At 50.2% G+C, this 17,905-nt stretch carries 13 protein-coding genes; 3 read left to right on the forward strand and 10 right to left on the reverse strand.

From position 1 onward, the window contains the following. Positions 1-8: 8 nt before the first annotated feature. The 3 genes from T500_RS16250 to T500_RS0102360 all read left to right on the forward strand — a co-directional run bounded on the left by T500_RS16250 (position 9) and on the right by T500_RS0102360 (position 4,623). Positions 9-1,067 (forward strand): SusE domain-containing protein, encoded by a 1,059-nt coding sequence (locus T500_RS16250; protein WP_080694760.1) that lies wholly within the window; start codon positions 9-11, stop codon positions 1,065-1,067. Between the two features lie 20 nt (positions 1,068-1,087). Continuing rightward, positions 1,088-2,461 carry a DUF5115 domain-containing protein gene (locus tag T500_RS14970; RefSeq protein WP_080694761.1) on the forward strand — a complete coding sequence of 458 codons (1,374 nt, stop codon included), beginning with the start codon at positions 1,088-1,090 and terminating at the stop codon, positions 2,459-2,461. A gap of 122 nt (positions 2,462-2,583) precedes the next feature. Then, entirely contained in the window at positions 2,584-4,623 is a 2,040-nt protein-coding gene (locus T500_RS0102360) for an alpha-amylase family glycosyl hydrolase (protein WP_316930767.1), read from the forward strand. A gap of 4 nt (positions 4,624-4,627) precedes the next feature. Here T500_RS0102360 and T500_RS0102365 read toward each other — a convergent pair whose 3' ends face one another. From T500_RS0102365 to T500_RS0102410, 10 genes are all read right to left on the reverse strand, one after another. Next, positions 4,628-5,410, reverse strand: coding sequence for a glycosyltransferase family 2 protein (locus T500_RS0102365; RefSeq protein ID WP_028906788.1), 783 nt, complete (start codon positions 5,408-5,410; stop codon positions 4,628-4,630). Between the two features lies 1 nt (position 5,411). Next, positions 5,412-5,990 carry a serine acetyltransferase gene (locus tag T500_RS0102370; RefSeq protein WP_028906789.1) on the reverse strand — a complete coding sequence of 193 codons (579 nt, stop codon included), beginning with the start codon at positions 5,988-5,990 and terminating at the stop codon, positions 5,412-5,414. Beyond that, entirely contained in the window at positions 5,987-7,261 is a 1,275-nt protein-coding gene (locus T500_RS0102375; protein WP_028906790.1) for a glycosyltransferase family 4 protein, read from the reverse strand. The genes T500_RS0102370 and T500_RS0102375 overlap by 4 nt, the downstream gene beginning before the upstream one ends. 424 nt (positions 7,262-7,685) lie before the next feature. After that, entirely contained in the window at positions 7,686-8,165 is a 480-nt protein-coding gene (gene ispF, locus T500_RS0102380; protein WP_028906791.1) for a 2-C-methyl-D-erythritol 2,4-cyclodiphosphate synthase, read from the reverse strand. Positions 8,166-8,195: 30 nt separating this feature from the next. Further along, positions 8,196-9,347 (reverse strand): type IX secretion system outer membrane channel protein PorV, encoded by a 1,152-nt coding sequence (porV, locus tag T500_RS0102385; protein ID WP_028906792.1) that lies wholly within the window; start codon positions 9,345-9,347, stop codon positions 8,196-8,198. Between the two features lie 4 nt (positions 9,348-9,351). Further along, positions 9,352-12,492 (reverse strand): type IX secretion system sortase PorU, encoded by a 3,141-nt coding sequence (gene porU, locus T500_RS14975; RefSeq protein ID WP_036908247.1) that lies wholly within the window; start codon positions 12,490-12,492, stop codon positions 9,352-9,354. Positions 12,493-12,528: 36 nt separating this feature from the next. Next, complete coding sequence (locus tag T500_RS0102395) at positions 12,529-13,146, reverse strand: fumarylacetoacetate hydrolase family protein (protein ID WP_028906793.1); 618 nt, start codon at positions 13,144-13,146, stop codon at positions 12,529-12,531. 210 nt (positions 13,147-13,356) lie between these two features. Continuing rightward, the gene (locus tag T500_RS0102400; protein WP_028906794.1) at positions 13,357-15,723 is read right to left on the reverse strand and encodes a beta-glucosidase family protein; all 2,367 of its coding nucleotides are present in this window, start codon (positions 15,721-15,723) and stop codon (positions 13,357-13,359) included. 3 nt (positions 15,724-15,726) lie between these two features. Beyond that, on the reverse strand, positions 15,727-16,935 hold the full coding sequence (locus tag T500_RS0102405; RefSeq protein ID WP_028906795.1) for an esterase: 1,209 nt from the start codon (positions 16,933-16,935) through the stop codon (positions 15,727-15,729). A 49-nt stretch (positions 16,936-16,984) separates the two neighbouring features. Continuing rightward, entirely contained in the window at positions 16,985-17,899 is a 915-nt protein-coding gene (locus T500_RS0102410) for a hypothetical protein (protein ID WP_028906796.1), read from the reverse strand. Between the last annotated feature and the right edge of the window lie 6 nt (positions 17,900-17,905).

A 17,905-nucleotide genomic window follows, 5' to 3' on the forward strand; every position in this document is an offset into this window, starting at 1 on the left:
TGATAATTATGAAAACAATATTGAAGTCAACACTACTGCTGCTTTGCAGCGTGGGCCTGTTCACCGCTTGTAGCGATGACAACGACTCCAACCCAACGCTGGGTCAGCCTACAACATTTGTGCTGAATACTCCTGGCTATGCCAGCATACCTGTAAATTTGGAAACTTCAACAGAGCTGCCTTTCACATGGTCATCGCCTGATTACGGATGTCCTGTTGAAGCCGAATTCCAGTTAGAGGCTTCTATCAATGGTAGTTTCACCGTATCAACTGCCGAGGCTGAGGAGAACGAGAGTCTGGTTCCTGATTACGTTGCACTGCCTGCTACCTTTACAGGTGGTTCTGGTTCAATGGATGCTGCCAAACTGGCTGCAGCTGTCAACACCATGGGTAACTGGGGTGATGATGCACCTGAGACTGTAACGCTTACAGTTCGTGCTTCGGCTACTACCAAGGGTGCAGCTACTATCTACTCTAATACAGTTAATATTATTGTTGTTCCTGCTGACGAGATTGCTCCTGCATTCCCAATGTATATTTACGAGATTGGTAATGAGAGTGGTTGGGGTACAGCTCATGCACTCTGCAGTCCTAACCAGGATGGTATCTATAAGGGCTTCTACTACCTCGATGGTGAGTTCAAGTTCAAACCAAACGAGAATGACTGGAACGGTGACTGGGAGAACGATGGCGATGGTAAGATTGCCGACAATGGTGGTTCTAATATGCCAGGCGTTGATGCTGGATTCTATCTGATTACAGTTAATCTGAATGAAATGACCTATAGCACTACACCTATTACCAACATCAGTATTATCGGTGGCTTCAACGATTGGGCTGGCGATGTAGAGATGACCTACAATGTAGAAGGTGGCTACTGGGAGTGCACAACAGGCGAAGTATCTGGCGAGTACAAGTTCCGTGCTAACCACGATTGGGCTATCAACTGGGGTGGAACTGAGGACAACCTGACACAGGATGGTGCAAACCTGAATAGCGACGGCGGTACTCACACCTACAAGCTTTATCTCTCTTGTGAGAACAAACATCATGTAGTTATCGAGTAACTTAATAACGACGTAGAATTATGAAAAAGATATTATCATTAATGGGTATGGCCTTGCTGATGGCAAGTTGTACCGACGATTATAAAGATTGGGCAGAGCCGTTCAGCAATGCACCCGAGGATCCGTATAGCATCAGCTTTACTGCCTCGCCTGCAAGTCCTATCGACTTTGCTACCATCAGCGGTGATAAGGTGCTGCTGTTCAACTCAACAATCGAAGGTCCTGAGGGTGCTGCAGCTACTGAGTATGAAGTAGTACTGAGCGACGAGTCTGGCGAAAACCAGACACCTGTTGAGGTAGACGCCGAAGGCTATGCTAATGTCGAGGAGCTCGAGGCTGCAGTTTATGGTCTTTACGGTCGCCGTCCTGTTGCTCGTACCATTCCTATGGAGGTTGGTGTTGCTATCAATGTCAAGGGGGCTTCTATTGTTAAGACAGCCTCTACTACATTAACCGCTACTCCTAATGCTCCAGTGATTGAGGAGGCTTATTACATTACAGGTACACCTAATAGTTGGAATAACAGCGATACATCGCTCGAACTCTCTAATGGTGGTGACGATGTTTACGAGAATCCTGTTTTCAAAGTGCTGATTCCTGCTACTGGAAGCGATATTAGCTTCAAAGTAACACCAAAGTCGGGTCTCGGTGGCGATTGGAGCAAGTGTCTCACTGCATCTGATACCGAGGGTAAGTTTGCTACAAATAATGCAGGCACCGACTTGAAGATTCCTCATGTTGAAGGAGCTAAGTTCTATCGCGTAGAGTTTAATATGCTCGACCAGACCTGGAAGTACGAGGCACTGAGCTTCGGAGAGTATTTCTACGAGATTGGTAACGAAAGTGGTTGGGGAACCTCTCATGCACTCTTTGGTGGTGCTGGCAATGGTAAGTACCTGGGCTACTACTATTTGGACGGTGAGTTCAAGTTCAAGCCAAATGCCGACAACTGGGACAATGATTTGGAGTATGTAAGTGGCGACTCTATGAGCGGAACACTGCAGTCAACAGGTGGTCCTAACTGTCCTGATCCAGGTGCAGGCTTCTATCAGATCAACCTCGATGCTGGCGCTATGAACTATAGTCTTACCAAGGTTGATGTCATCAGTATCATCGGCGACTTCAATGGTTGGGGTGCTGATGTGGATATGACCTACAACAAGGAAGCTGGCTGTTGGGAGGCTACTGCCGAGGTTAACACCAATGGATTCAAGTTCCGCATGAACCACGATTGGGCAATCAGTTGGGGTGGTGCTAATGGCAATGGTAAGCTTTACGATAACCTGACTCAGAACGATGGTGCCAATATCATCGTCGATGCTGCAGGTACCTATAAGTTCCAGCTCTATCTTAGCTGCGAGGGTCAGAATAAGGTTGTTATTACCAAACAGTAAGCACGATTTCGTGCAACCGATTGCATAAGATAACGTGCATAAAATGAGCCGCTTGGAGAATAACCAAGCGGCTTTTTTCATATCTTTGCAGCAAAATCAATAATACAGATAACTAAAAGAGCATGATGAGAAGACTTTACGCCACATGGATATTTTGTTTGGTAGCTGTTGCTGCCATGGCTCAGGGCTGGCCCAAGGATTATAGCGGTGTAATGCTGCAGGGATTCTTCTGGGATAGTTATAACGACTCGCAGTGGACTCGTTTGGAGAAACAGGCTGATGATCTGGCTCCCTATTTTTCACTGGTGTGGATACCCCAGAGCGGAAACTGTGGCGGACAGTCGATGGGCTACGACGATCTGTATTGGTTTACCAATTATAACAGCTCGTTTGGTAACGAGGCTGAATTGCGCTCAATGATTAAAACCTTTAAGGCAAAAGGTATCGGTACCATTGCCGATGTGGTGATTAACCATCGTCGTAATGTGTCATCATGGACCGATTTCCCTGCTGAGACCTATAATGGTGTAACTTATCAGCTTACGTATAACGATATCTGTAGCGACGATGAGGCTGCTAAGAATGGTCATCAGGTTGGTCCTAATAAAGATACTGGCGAAGGTTGGGATGGCATGCGCGATTTGGATCACATGAGTGAGAATGTGCAAACCAACGTAAAAGCTTATCTCAAGTTCCTGCTCAACGATCTGGGGTACACAGGTTTCCGTTACGATATGGTAAAAGGCTATGCCGGCATGTACACCAAGATGTATAACGAGGACAGCAAACCCTCCTTCTCTGTAGGTGAATGTTGGGATGCCAGTAAGGTGATACAGGACTGGATTGATGCGGCTGGTAAGACAAGTGCTGCGTTCGATTTCCAGTTCCGTTATACCGTTCGTAATGCCATCAATAACAACGACTGGACCATGCTGGATAAGGATAATGGTTCTTATACGAAGGATAAGGTAGAATACCGCAACTATCCGCTCATTAGCAAAAAATATGAGAATGCAAATTATAGTAGGTATGCTGTTACATTCGTTGAGAATCACGATACCGAGAAGCGTGCTAATGCCGCTCAGGATCCTATCAAGAAGGATACCTTGGCTGCCAATGCCTATTTGTTGGCTATGCCTGGCACACCTTGTGTATTCCTGACGCATTGGAAAGCCTATAAACAGGATATTAAGTCGATGATTGATGTACGCAAGTTGGCTGGCATCACTAATACCAGCAGCTATAGCAATCTGCGTAGTAACAAAGATTATTATGTAAACAGCATCGAGGTGGACGGCAAAGATCGTTTGTTGGTGATTGTAGGTAATAACACTAAGGGCTATGAGCCAAAAGCCAATGAGTGGCAAGAGGTGCTCTCGGGTTATAAATATAAGTATTTCTTATCAAGATCACTGGAAACGGCTTTTGCTGACAAGGCATCGGGTGAGTACGACGAGGCCTTTAAGGTAAAGCTGATAGCTGTTTCGGCCGATGATAATGCTCAGTTAGTTTATACTCTCGATGGTTCTGAGCCTACAGCCAACAGCGCCAAGGTGGCCAATGGTACCAGCATTGATATTACTGCCGACTGCACGTTGAAGGTGGCCCTGTTGGTGGGCAGCACCGTGAAGGGCGTGACTACTCGTAACTATACATTTAATACATTCGAGAAGCAGGAGATAACCATCTATGTAAATGCTGAAAAAGTAAACTGGAGTACCATTAACTTCTGGAGTTGGGGCGGCGATGGTAGTCATGCACCTGCGAGCGGCAATTGGCCTGGTGATAAGGTGAGTGCAACAACCACCATCGATGGTAAGAAATGGTTCAGCAAGAAGTTCACCATCAATAGTAGCGACGATGCCATCAGTTTCGTATTCAGCACAGGTTCGGGCAGTCCGCAAACAGTGGATGTAACAGATATTTCGCAGACCAGCTATTTCGAGATTTCATCAGATAAGGATGGCGAAAAGTATAAGGTAAACAATGTTACTGGCAGCTACACAGGCATTCGGGCTATTAGTACTGAGAAGCTGGGTGAGGTGAAGATTTACACACTTGATGGTCGATTGGTTAAGACGGCTAAGAAGGGTAGCGATGCCCTCAGCGGACTGGCCAAGGGCATCTATATTGTTAATAAGCAGAAGTTCATAGTAAGATAGTTAGTTAGTATTTGAGAAACGCGCGGACGGCAAACCAACAGTGTAGTAGCAAGGTTTGCACGCGTCCGTAATGATGCTCCATCACTCGATATCGCTCCAATAGCGATTCGCGGTGGTGGAGTGTTGTTTGTCCCTCCTGGGTGTAGTAGGCCACTACCATATGCAGGTTCAGTAAGGGTACATTCTCCTTGGCGGCTGCTTTCATCACACGGATACACCAGTCAACATCGGCCGAGTAGCGGTATTGCATGTCGTAAGGTGTGGCAATGGCGAAGTCGGCACGGGCATAAAAAGCCTGATGACATACCAGCATGCCCTGGCGGAACGATTTCCATGTAAGGTGCTCGGGTGGTGCCAGTCGACGGTGGTGCAGAAAGTGCCCCTCGCCATCCACAATATCGGTATCGCCGTAAAGCACGGCAGGTGTGCCGCCGCTGGCGGTAACCTGCTGTACTATACGACTGGCTGTATTGAGCGAGGGGAGAAAATCGCCGGCATTCAGAAAACATACGTAATCGCCTGTGAGGCATCTCAGACCTTTGTTCATAGCATCGTAGATACCCTTGTCGGGCTCTGATGTTACTTGAATCTGATGGCCGTTTTCGGCTGCATTCGATTGGGCAATGTAGTCGTTCACCAGTTTCAGCGTATCGTCTGTCGATGCACCATCAATAATCAGGTGCTCTATGTTGGGATAATCCTGCTCAAGCACACTGTCGAGTGTACGTTTCAGCACCTTGGCTGCATTATAGGTAATGGTAACGTATGTAATCCGTATCTCACTCATATTATAATTCAATCTTACAGTTCTGTCCGTCTTTCTTAACGATGTAGGTGGGATTGCCGATAACGGTGCAGTTGTCGGGTACGTTCTTGGATACCACGGCGCCGGCACCGATGGTTACATGGTTGCCGATGGTGATGCCGCCAAAAACGGTGGCGCCGGTAAATATCTTCACATCATCACCGATGATGGGACGCTGCATCTTGCCGTCGTTGCCTAATGTTACCAGCTGCAGACAATAGAAATTGCTACCTATACGCTCAGCATTCAGGTAGGTGGCGTAGTTGTGCTCAAAGTGGGCACCAGGTCCGATGCTTGGGCACCAGATGTGGAGCGTAGGATCGGGGGGAAGCATCCATTTGATGAATACCGATACATACTCGCCCAAGCGGTAATAAAACAGGTTGCGGAATACCTTCTGACGGGTGCATACTTTGATAAAGGCACCTATGCCACTGCCATCGGCAGAGTACTTCTCTAAATCGGGGGCTATCTTACTGCGATTCGCCATATATAATATGATATGTGGAATCATGCGCAGGGTTGAGGCCGAGAGTATCACGGCTTGAGTCAATGGATTCATATCTTGTAATGCTTGTAGGCCATAGCCTGATTATACACTTCGATATATCTCGAGGCCACACTGCGCTGCGAGTAGTTCATGTTGACCTGATGTACGGCTTGCTGAGAGAGTTGCGCATAGTCGGTGTTATTGAGTACCCAGTTGATACCTGTAGCCAGATCGTCGGCGTCGCGGAAACGGGCCACATAGCCGTTTTTCTGATGGTCGATCATCTCGGGGATACCGCCCACCCTGAATCCTACGCAGGGTACTCCGCAGGCCATGGCTTCCATGATGGTGTTAGGCAGATTGTCTTCAAGCGATGGCAGCACAAACACGTCGGCTGCATTGTAAACATCCACAATGCGTTTCTCATCGTTTACATAGCCTAACGGATAAACGGGCAGTGCCAACTGGGGAGCTACATCCTCCGAGTGTCCGCCTAAGATGGCTATCACCGTGTTTTCGCGTGCTTCTGGATGCTGTTCTGCTAAGCGGTTGATGGCATCGGTAAAGTAGGCCATGCCCTTGCGGTCGTCGGTAACACGTTGCGACACAAACAGTATGATGCGCTTATCGGTTGGCAGCTCCAAACGCTGACGGGCCTGCTGCTTATCTTCGGGGTGGTAGATGTGCGTATCAATTGGGTTGGGTACGCTGCAGATATGCTGCCCCTGTAACAGCGCACTCTTCTTGGCCTCGCCTTCTAACCACTTACTGCAGGCCACAAACGATATGTGATGCTCACTCAGTATCTTTTGTTTCTGGTTCCAGATTGCGGTCGAAAGGTCGTTCGCTGAGCCGCCACCAGGCAACAGCTGACATTGTTTGCAAGTGGTTTTAAAGTAACCGCATCCACGGGTATAATGGCAGATACCAGTGGCTGGCCAGATGTCGTGCATGGTCCATACCACAGGTTTGCCGCTACGCAGAATCTTACGGATGCTGTTGAGCGACAGCATGCCCTGATTAATCCAGTGCAAGTGGATGATATCGGCCTCTTGGAATTCGCGCATGTTGGTGATGTCGGTTCCTGCATTGGCGATGTCGATTTCAAACAGGTGCTGCTTGCTAAAGTGCAGATGGCAGAATACCACCAGTCGCTCCCACAGGAAATGCCAACGCTTCATAGGCGACTTGGTGAGTTGGGCTACCGTCAGGGTATCCGATTCCTTATCGCGTACCAGCATCTTGGCTTTTACACCACTATTATTAAGAGCTTTCATCAGGCGGTTGGCTGCTACGGCAGCCCCGCCTGTACGTTCGCTTGTATTTACTATGAGTATTTTCATGCCTTTAATTTTCTCGCCACAAAGGTACAATAAGTTTTTGTTAAAACCAAGTGAAAATACGTAAATATATGTTGTGTTCGTGCACAAAGATTGATATAAATCAAGATTAACGTGTAATTATACACTTAAAACGCAGAAAAACTTGTGAGATTCGAAAAAACGTCGTACCTTTGCACCCGTCAAAAGGTTAATAGATTAGATTGTTTTAGGTTAGTAGTAATATTTATAGTTTTAGGTTTTTAGTTATTGGTAAAAGAAAGTTTTCAACAGTGGGATAACTGGAGGTCGCTGTGAAGCTCCCTTTTAAACTTTCAAATTTTTGGCCCTTGTGGGCTGAAAATTTCTTTTTTATACGAAAAGGATTTTTAGTTAAACATAGGCTTTTGTGATGCCACAGCTCGTGAGGGTTGTGGCATCACTCTTTTTATGCCTTTTCAATCAGCACCACAGCATAAGCCGAGATACCTTCTTCGCGACCTGTAAAGCCGAGTTTCTCGGTGGTGGTAGCTTTGATTGAGATATCATCCTCGTCGCAACCAATCACCTGCGCCATGCAGGCTTTCATCTCGGGTATGTGTGGGTTCATCTTGGGACGCTCGGCGCAGATGGTGGCATCAATGTTCACCAGCTTATAGCCTTTGGTAGCTATCAGCTCGATGGTCTTCTTCAAGATAACCTTACTATCCATACCGTCTGTAAACTCAGCAGTGTCTGGGAAGTGGTAGCCGATGTCACGCATATTGGCTGCACCCAATAGCGCATCGCACACTGCATGCAACAGCACGTCGGCATCGCTGTGACCTAACAATCCCTTACTATGTTCTAACTTAATACCGCCCATCCAAAGGTCGCGGCCCTCTACTAACTGATGGACATCAAAGCCCATACCAACTCTAATCTTCATAACTATTAATTATCAATTGTCAATTATCAACTATCTGCGGAACAGATCTTTTATTCCGTCCATATCAAATGTCAACGAGAAACGTAGCGTCTGGTCGAGTGGATTGCTACGTGCTGTCGAAATCACGTAGCCCACATCCAGCGAGAAAACGTTCATCTTAAAGCCGCCACCCACGGTAAAATACTTCAGGTTACCTTTCGACTCGGCCTGATGGTGGTAGCCGGCGCGCAGCGAAAACTGATCGTGGTACACGTACTCAGCACCTACGCTCCATTGTATCTCCTTCAACTCTTCGCTCAATCCGCCAGGGGCATCGCCAAAACTCTTGAAGATACCGCTGATGGCACTGATGTCGCTATACTCGCGGCGCACGCGGTCCTGGTAGTCGCTGTTCGATTCGCCCTCTTCCTGTCGGGGCACGGTGGGCACCAGTAGTTTGTTGGCATCGGCGGCTATCGAAAAGCGGTTGTACTCGTCGATGGGCACCATGAGCGAGGCACCAAGGCGCAGGTTGGCGGGCAGGAACTGACTCTCGTCGTCGCCGTAGTAACTAATCTTACTACCTATGTTCGACATGTTCAATCCAATGCCCAACTGGCACTCTCTGCTGCCCAGCATCACGTAGTTGTTATAGTACATCGCCAGGTCGGCAGCAAAGGCCGAGGCGGGTTTCGAGTCTTCGCTATAGTCGTAGCGCAGGTCGCTGTATATCCAGCGGATAGCGGCAGCCAACGAGAACTTCTCGCTCAGCATCATCGAATAAGCCACATCAAACGACATCTCGTAGGGTTTTACCGTCATGCCATCGTTGGCAAATACCTCGCCAAGTGAGAAATAGCGCAGCGAACCGCTGATGGCCGAATAGTCGCCAATGCGGTAGTATCCAGCCAGATAGGCCAGGTCGATATCATTTACCAACTGGCGCAGCCATGGGGTATAGTTCAAGGCTATACCGGCTCGACTGATGCAGAAAGGGTATTTGGCGGGGTTCCAATACTGTGAGTTCACATCGGGATCGGTGGCCACACCCACATCACCCATACCGGCGCCACGGGCATCGGGGGCTATCGTCTGCGATATCACGGCATGCTCTACGGGGTTGAACATCGCGTTCTTCTCGTCCTGAGCCGAAGCGTGTAAAGGTAGAAGGGTAAGAAGGTAAATAAAGAATTTTTTCTTCATATGTTTACTTTTTAATTATCAATTTTACTGTTTGGCTATCGCCGTCGTTCAGGGTAAGGCGGCATAGGTACAGGCCTGTGTGCAGTCGGCTGCCACCTGCTACGTTCAGATTCCAGTCTATCGTCACGGTGTCGTTAGTAGCCTTTACGGTATCGGTCTGTCGCCAAAGCTGTCTGCCGCCCAGGTCAAACACGTCCAGTGTTACCTTCAGTTCGCTACCAGGACGGTCGTGGGTAATTACGAACTGGGTATTGGTGCTGGCAGGATTCTGTGTACAGGTAACGTTGAATTCGCCCGAACCCGCATCTTCGTTCACCTCGAATAGCAGTTCGGTGGTGGTCGAGTTGTTCAGAATGTCCCAGGCTCTGAACAGCAGCTTGTGGGTGCCAATGCTCAGTTGGGGTATGCTAAAGCCGATGCTACCGCTGCGGTAGTCGCCAAAGTCGTACTCAAAATAGTTGTTCAGGTTGTAAGTCTGGTTCATATCGCCGTCGATGATCAACTCCAGGTCGTGACCGATGCTGCTGCCCGAGGCGTTGATACCGCTGTCGTCGTAGAGTTCGGCTATAAAGTAAGGTGTGGTGTTTACCTTGCCGCCGTTCTTAAAGGATTTAGAGTTCAGGTAGCAGTAAACCGACGGACCGATGGAATCTGTCAATGCTGTGCTGCTGCCAATCAGTTCAAAGCTCTCGTTCTCGCCGTGGGCTGAGCGTGTCTTATCGGCATTAATGGCATAGAGCGTCATCAAACCACTGCCGTCGGTATAGCTGATATCCTTGGGGATGGCAAAGGTGAAGTGGAAAACGCCTTCGGATACGTTCTCCGAACCGCGATACAGGTAGTTGGTGCGGTCCTGATACACAAACGCCTTGTCGGCTCCAGTGCTCGATCGGTCGTTCAGTCTGCAGGTGATGGTTTCTTCGGCATCGCGTACCGACAGGGTCACGATACCGTTAAAGTCTGTATCGGTCTCGTTGTTCTGTTCTACGTGGCCGGTTATCTTTACGATAGAACCCGCTGCCAGTTTTATGCCCTTGGTGGCTGGCAGATTGTTGATGCTATCTACCACCATCTTCTGTTTGGGCGTGTTCAGCTGTAAGGCTGGGTCGCCTAACAGGGTGTATTGCAGTTTGTTGCAGGTCAGGTCGCTGCTTTTCTCTACCAATTCGCACTTGGCCAGACGTATGGCCTCGCCGATGGCCATGCCTGGGGTAAGCACATGCTTAGTAAAAGCCAGGTTCATCACCTCGTTATAGGTGGCATAAACGGTGCGGGTGGTGCCAAAAAAGGCAATGCCGCCGCCTTTGCTGTTCAGCATTACGGTCTCGCCGATGTTCTCTTCCTGTCCGTCGAAGGGCATGATATCGCACGAGGCTGTCATCCACAGCGGCAGATAGTTGCTCTGTTGGGCCTCAAAGTCGGTCAGTTTCATCACCAGCTCATGACTCATGGCATAGGCGGCACCATGACCGCAGTAGTTCATCATCAGCGCGCCGTTCTGCAGTTGCTGCTTAATCAGTCGGGTTACGTCGGGGTAGCTATAGCCGGTGCTCGACGAGGTGCGCTGGTAGGCATCCCAGTAAATCTTGTCTACATTATAATTGGGGTAGGTGCTTTCTATCATCGTGGACACCTTGTCGGCGGTCTTCATGTGCGAGTTGTCGTTGCCGTCGTCGCCCATCATGCAAATCTCGTTCTGCCAGGGGCCGGCATACTCGTTCTGGCTGTAGCTGATAATTTTATCCACTAGTGTCTTGGCCTCGTCTGGGGTGCGGGCGGGCAAGCGGCCCACGGCTACATCGGGCTTACCTGCATAGGTGGTGCTGTTGCCGTTGGTGGTTTGTATCACCTCCTCATCATCCAACAGACAGAAGAAATCGTCGCTGACGTAGCAGTTTACCTGACTGAACGAGTTCTCGCTCTCGTAGCACAGCAGATAGTCGTCGGTATTGTAGCCGCTCCACTCGCTGGTGAGCATGCGGTTGTCCCAAGCGCCATCGCCAAATAGCAGCAGGTAGCGTGGTTTGTCGTTAGGTGTGGTGGCACGGTCGTACAGCATTTTCAGATAGCGGCGGTAGGCGGTGGCATCAGGGGTGCCGCTACTGAACTCGTTATACAGCTCGTCGGCTGGTACGATGGTTACGCGCAGTCCGTCGTGCTGCTCATGGTGGGCTTTCAGGCGTTCGGCCTGTGCCAACAGGTGTTGACTGGTGGGGATGATAATCACCATATCGGTGGCGGCATCGGCATGGTGATCCTGATTGGTGATGCGATACACGTAGGTGGGCTCGCCGATGGTGATGGGGGCAGGCTCTGCGTGCTGCAGGTCGATGTAGTCCAATCGCAGGTTGCCGCCAGCGGTCTGGGTAATGCTGATGGTGTTCTCGGCCTTCAGGTTCTGCAGGTCGTACTGCCACAGCTGCTCGTCGGCTTTGGTATAGCTGTCTAACGTTATCTTTTTGCTGATGGTGGCTATCACCGAATCGTTTACGCTGATGGTTGCCTCGTAGTCGGCATCGGCTGTAAGGGCTATGCCTATGCGCCCTGTGCTGCCTGTGGCCTTCAGCTTGTAAGTCTGTGGTGTGCCGATGGTGTAGAGTGTTTTATCAAACAGGTTGCGCCCGCCGTGGTACCAGGCATAGTTATCCACCTCGTACAACTGGTGATAATCGTGGTTGGCGGGGTAGTGCAGGCCAACTAAGGTGGCGCTGTCGGTAGTCAGCGGCTCGTCCTCACTCTCGGTCAGGAAATAATAGCCGTAATCAGCATAAGGGTTACGCGTGCGCGCAAGCGATTCCTTATTATACCAGTTAACCGGCCCCACGCCATAGAATACCCGCTTACCGTTCATGGTGCAGGTGGGCAGTTCTTTCAGGTCGTCGTTAGCCGTTAGGTAATCGCCTGTCAGGCGTTCGGGTTGCAGCGCACCTCCATAGCCGTATATTTTTACATGGCTGGCATCGCTAAGCCCTGCCTTTTTAATAAGTGCATCCGTTAGTTCGTAAAAACCACTCTCGGCTACGCTGATTTTTGCCCAGTTACCCTCGCGGAGCACCGAGTGTTCCGCATACCGCCCTTGTGCCTTGGCCGTGGTGCCTAAGGCTATCAGGAGCAGCACTGAAAGTAACGTGCTGATGGTCTTCACTATATGTATTAACGTAAAGAGCTGTGTTTTATTGCGTTACTTGCAATAAAAGTCCAGCACTTTTCGCTCCTCGAGCCATCCTTCCAGATGGTCGTTAATCTTTACGGGACCTACGCCAGCGGGAGTGCCGGTGTAGAGTATGTCGCCTGTTTTTAGGGTAAAGAACTTCGATATGTAGGCTATTATTTCATCGATCTTATACAGCATATTGCTGGTGCAACCCTCCTGAACGGTCTTTCCGTTCATATCCAGATGGAAGTGCAAGGCCTGCAGATCCATGAACTTTTCTTTAGGCACCCACTCGCCTATGGCTGCCGAACCGTCGAACCCCTTACAGATGGTCCAGGGCTGTCCGGCCTCGCTAGCCTTGCGCTGCAGGTCGCGTGCCGTAAAGTCGATACCTACGGTCACAGCGTCGTAGTAACGATGGGCAAAACGCTCGGGGATGTTCTTGCCTAAACGGCAGATACGTACCACCACCTCGGTCTCGTAATCGATACGACCCAGGTGGTCGGGGATAAAGAATGGCTTACCCTGATTCAGTATCGCCGAATCGGCCTTCGTAAATATCACAGGCTCGTCAGGGCGCTTCAGCGTCCCATGCAGTTCCTGGTTATGTGCGGCATAGTTCATGCCAATTGCAAATATCTTCATATCGGTGGCAAAATTACAAATAAGCGAGCGAAATACAAAATAAAATGCGTTTTTTTTCTACCCAAACGCTAAAGGTGCTTTACTATGATACTAACTTCCTTTTTGTGTTATACTTTCAGGCAGATAGTATGATACTAAATAAAAGCCGCCGATGAGATCGGGTGGAGCGATTCATCGGCGGCGGGGGGAGTTAGAAATTTGATTAGGTTTTTATCTCTTCAGGAGGTTGAGCTGGGTTTGGGGAGCCAGCACGTTGTTAACCTTGGTCTGCTGAGCCTTGACAGTGGCCTTGAGTGTGGCCTTGATGTCCTGCGATGAGGCGCCTACCAGGAACTGGTATTCGCCGGCGGCTACTACCCAGGCTGAGGCTGATTCGTCGAACGAAGCCAGGTCGGCAGCCTGTACGGTCATGGTTACTGTCTCGCTCTCGCCTGGAGCCAGCTGCTTGGTCTTAGCAAAGGCCTTGAGCTCCTTGACGGGTTTGTTGGCAGCCTGGTTGTCGGGAGCTGAGATGTAGAGTTCAACCACTTCCTTGCCCTCGTGCTTACCGGTGTTCTTAACCGTTACGCTCACCTCGTAGGCATGATCCTTCTCGCTAATCTTGGCATCGCTATACTCGAAAGTGGTGTAGCTCAAGCCAAAACCGAATGGATAGCTAACGGGCACATCGAACGAGTCGAAATAACGATAGCCCACGTAGATGTCCTCCTCGTAATCGGTATAATCGACATTCTTCACATTGGCGCTCTTTGAGCCCTGATTGGTCATGTCGATACGTGGATCCTGATCGATGGGGAAGTTCTTTGAGCTGTAGGCATCAGTAAAGTTTACAGGCCATGTCATGGTGAACTTACCACTTGGCGACTGCTTACCACTGAGCACATCAACTACGCTATTACCGCCTTCCTGACCAGCCTGCCAAGCACACAGAATGGCATCTGGCAGAGTGTTCCAACTGGCTGTCTCAATCACACCACCGATATTGAGCAGTACCACTACCTGCTTGCCGGCCTTGTGGTAAACATCGCACACCTGAGTGATGAGCTGGCGCTCTGAGTCGCTCAGGTTGAAGTCGGCAGCCTTGCGATCCATAAACTCACCAGAGATACGGCCCAAGGTGATAACGGCGATATCCGAAGCAGCGGCCTGTTTTGTGAGCTCGTCGGCACTGAACTGCTTTTCGGCAGGCAATGGACGGGGCATGAAGCGCATCAGCATGGCGTTCTTGGGATCTTTCTTGGCAGCAGCTGCAATCTCTGCCTCTACCTTGGCCTTGCACTCGGCAGCGTAGGCTGCATAGGCGTTCTTCAACTCATCCGAAACGGTATAGCCGCCATTCTTCAGTCCGTCGAGCAGCGATACCACATAAGCATGGTTCACATTACCCGAACCAGTACCACCGGCAATAAAATCATATGAGGTGTTACCATACAGGGCAACATTCTTTACCGTCTTGGCAAAAGGCAGGGCGCCACCGTTCTTCATCAATACCATACCTTCGGCAGCACTCTGACGAGTAACGGCAGCGTGAGCCTCCAGGTCGGGTTTGTTGCTATACTTATAGCCCTGGAAACGAGGACTCTTCTCAACCAGGTTCAGAATGCGCTGTACGCTGCGGTCGAGGTCGGCCTCGTTCAGCTTGCCGCTCTTCACACCTGCAACGATGCTATCAAACTGCTCGGCCTTACCAGGCTGTAGCATATCGTTGCCGGCCCACATCTGCTTGGCACCATCCTTACCGCCAAACCAGTCGGTCATCACGGTACCCTCGTAGCCCCACTCATCGCGCAGAATGGTGGTAACCAGGTCCTTACTCTCCGAGGTGTAAACACCATTGATATAGTTGTATGAGGTCATCACCGTCCAAGGCTTACTCTCCTTGATGGCAATCTCGAAGCCCTTCAGATAGATTTCGCGCAGGGCACGCTGAGAGATATGGGCATCGTTGTTCATGCGGTTGGTTTCCTGATTGTTGGCCGCAAAGTGCTTGATGCTGGTACCTACATCGTTCTTCTGCACACCGGTGATATAGGCAGCAGCAGTCTTACCAGCCACCACGGGATCTTCAGAGTAGTACTCGAAGTTGCGACCGCACAATGGGTTACGCATGATGTTCAGGGCAGGGGCCAGCAGCACGTCGGCACCATACTCTTTTACCTCCTCGCCGATGGCTTGTCCCACCTGCTCGATGAGCTGGGTGTTCCAGGTCGAGGCCAGCAGGGTTCCGATGGGGAAGTGGGTGCAGTAGTAGGTGGCTGAATCATTGTCACGCTTGGCATCGATACGCAGTCCGGCAGGACCGTCGGCCAATACCACAGCGGGAATGCCTAAAGAGTCGAGAGGGTAGGTAGTACCGGCGGCACCAGGTACTAAGCTACGGGTAGCACCAATCACAGCATCGTTGCCCGAGAAGCCTGCCATACCAGTACCGATGACAAAGTGTGCCTTGTCTTCGAGTGTGAGCTTGCTCATCACCTCCTCCTGGTTGATGGTGTTCTTGGGGCCTTGCTTATCGGCTGTGGCGCAGCCAGCTACTAGTGCAGCTGCTGCCACGGCCATAATAACGTTTTTCTTCATATACTATTTCTTAAACAATAATGGGGTGAACTCTGAGAGGTAGATACGCCAGTTGCGCCAGATGTGACCACCCTCGGTCTCGAGGTAGGTGTACTTGTGGTGCTTAGAGTCGAGATAAGCACGCAGGTCGTTGTTGTTCTTGATGAGGAAGTCGGTCTTGCCGATACCAATCCAGAACAGCTTGGGGTTCTTGGCAAACAGCTTGTCGATCTTAGCATTGCGGTCGGCATAGATATTGGGGAAGCCACCGTTGGGCTGCTGCTGATCGACAGCGGCTGAGAACAGACCTACGTAACCGAACATATCAGGATTGTTGATAGAGATGAAGAGGCTGTGGAAACCACCCATCGACAGACCGGCGATGGCGCGGTGAGCCTTATCCTTCTTGACACGATAGGTCTTCTCTACAAACTTAACTACATCGGGGAAAGCAGTCTCGAAGCTACCTTCCATGGTCTTTGGCAGCATCATGGTTGGCACCTTGAATCCCTCGCTGGTCTCGCCAGGACAAGCCTCCTGCGAGATGTTACCGTTGGTCATCACCACCAGCATAGGCTCGGCCTTGCCCTGGGCAATCAGGTTGTCGAGAATCTGGGCAGCACGACCCAGCTCGCTCCAGGCATTCTCGTCGCCACCGATACCGTGCAGCAGGTAGAGTACAGGATACGCCTTACCGCTGGTTTCGTAGCCGGCAGGGGTGTAAACGGTGAGACGACGGGTGAGGCCGGCAGTAGGACTCTCGTACCACACCTTACTAACGGTGCCATGAGCCACCTTGTTGACCTTGTAGAGGTCGGCACGCTGGTCGCCACCAATCAGCAGTACGCTGAACAGGTTGTTGATGTCGCGGATGTTATATACATTCAGCGGGTCGATAATCTTTACACCATCCACAATCATATTATAGGTATAAAGCTCGGGCTTCAGGGGTTCGGTCGTGAAACTCCAAATACCCTTTTCGTTCTTCACCAAATCCACCACGTTGGGAGCGTCGTAGGTGTTACCGCCAAATTCTACCTTTTTCGGGGCTAGGAAATCGCCGGTAATCTGCACCTTCTGTGCCTCGGGGGCGATGAGGTTGAATGTCACACTGTTGTCGGCATGTACATCGGGCGAAGCCACCTGTGGGCCCTGGCCCCAGCTCAGGTTCTGCTGAGCTTGGGCTGCCATACCCATCAGGCAGAGGGCAGCCATAAGCATTAGTTTCTTCATTATTATTATTTAATTTAGCTATTCACGCTGCAAATATACGATTTTTTTCTTACTTTACAAGTGAAATGAACATAAAATTGAATGCACCGCTACCGGTAGTACCTGCAGCATCGATGGTTTCGAGGCCTGTGCCCTTAAATGAGAACAGGGTCTCACCCTCGGCGCTCTTAGCGGTGGTTATCTCCACGCTACCGCCTGTCAGATACTGCATTGTGCCGCCATTATCCAGATAGCTGGTGCCGCCTGCCATACCGTAATCGGGTATTGAGTAGCCGGCGCTTATCTGCATGGCATCATGCGCATCGCCAACGATGGTATAGGTGCCAGCCAGGTCGGCTGCCTGCTTGTTGTTGCCATTGATGGCATCGAACAGGGCTACCTGCTGACCATTAGGATCCTTGACGGTAATGGTATATTTGGTAACGTCTGGATAAACGGTGTTCTGGAAGGTGGTCCAGTCCATGATGGCAACCTCGCTCGTTGCGATGTTCATGGTATAGCCGCTGGGCTCAGGATCATCCTCGCCAACGATGAAGGTCAGCTCGCCTTTGAAGTAAGGCTTGTACTGCTTGCCGTCGCTGGTCTTCACCAGTCCGCTGATAAAGTAGCAACCGTTCACGGCGCTCACGTCGATGCTACCCTCGCTGATGGTTGCACCATTGATAGTACCAGCATAAGTACCACCTGTAGTGAGGGTGGCTACAGGCTGATAGGTTCCCTCGCCAAGAATCCACTCCTTGCTGCCAAAGCTGAGGCTGAGGCTGTTGCCTGCAGCATCGGTAAACTGGGTGTTCAGCGCCTTGATGCCCTTACCCAACTTGGTGGTAGGCTGTACGCTGCCGTTATTGAAGGTGCAGAAGGTGATGTTGTTGAACTCGCCCTGCAGGTCTTCGATTGATTTATTGTCGCAAGCCGTAAAGCCAATCACAGCCAACAACATGATGATATATCTAAACTTTTTCATAATTTT

Origin of the sequence: Xylanibacter ruminicola Ga6B6 (assembly GCF_000687715.1) — a bacterium.
Lineage (GTDB): Bacteria > Bacteroidota > Bacteroidia > Bacteroidales > Bacteroidaceae > Prevotella > Prevotella ruminicola_B.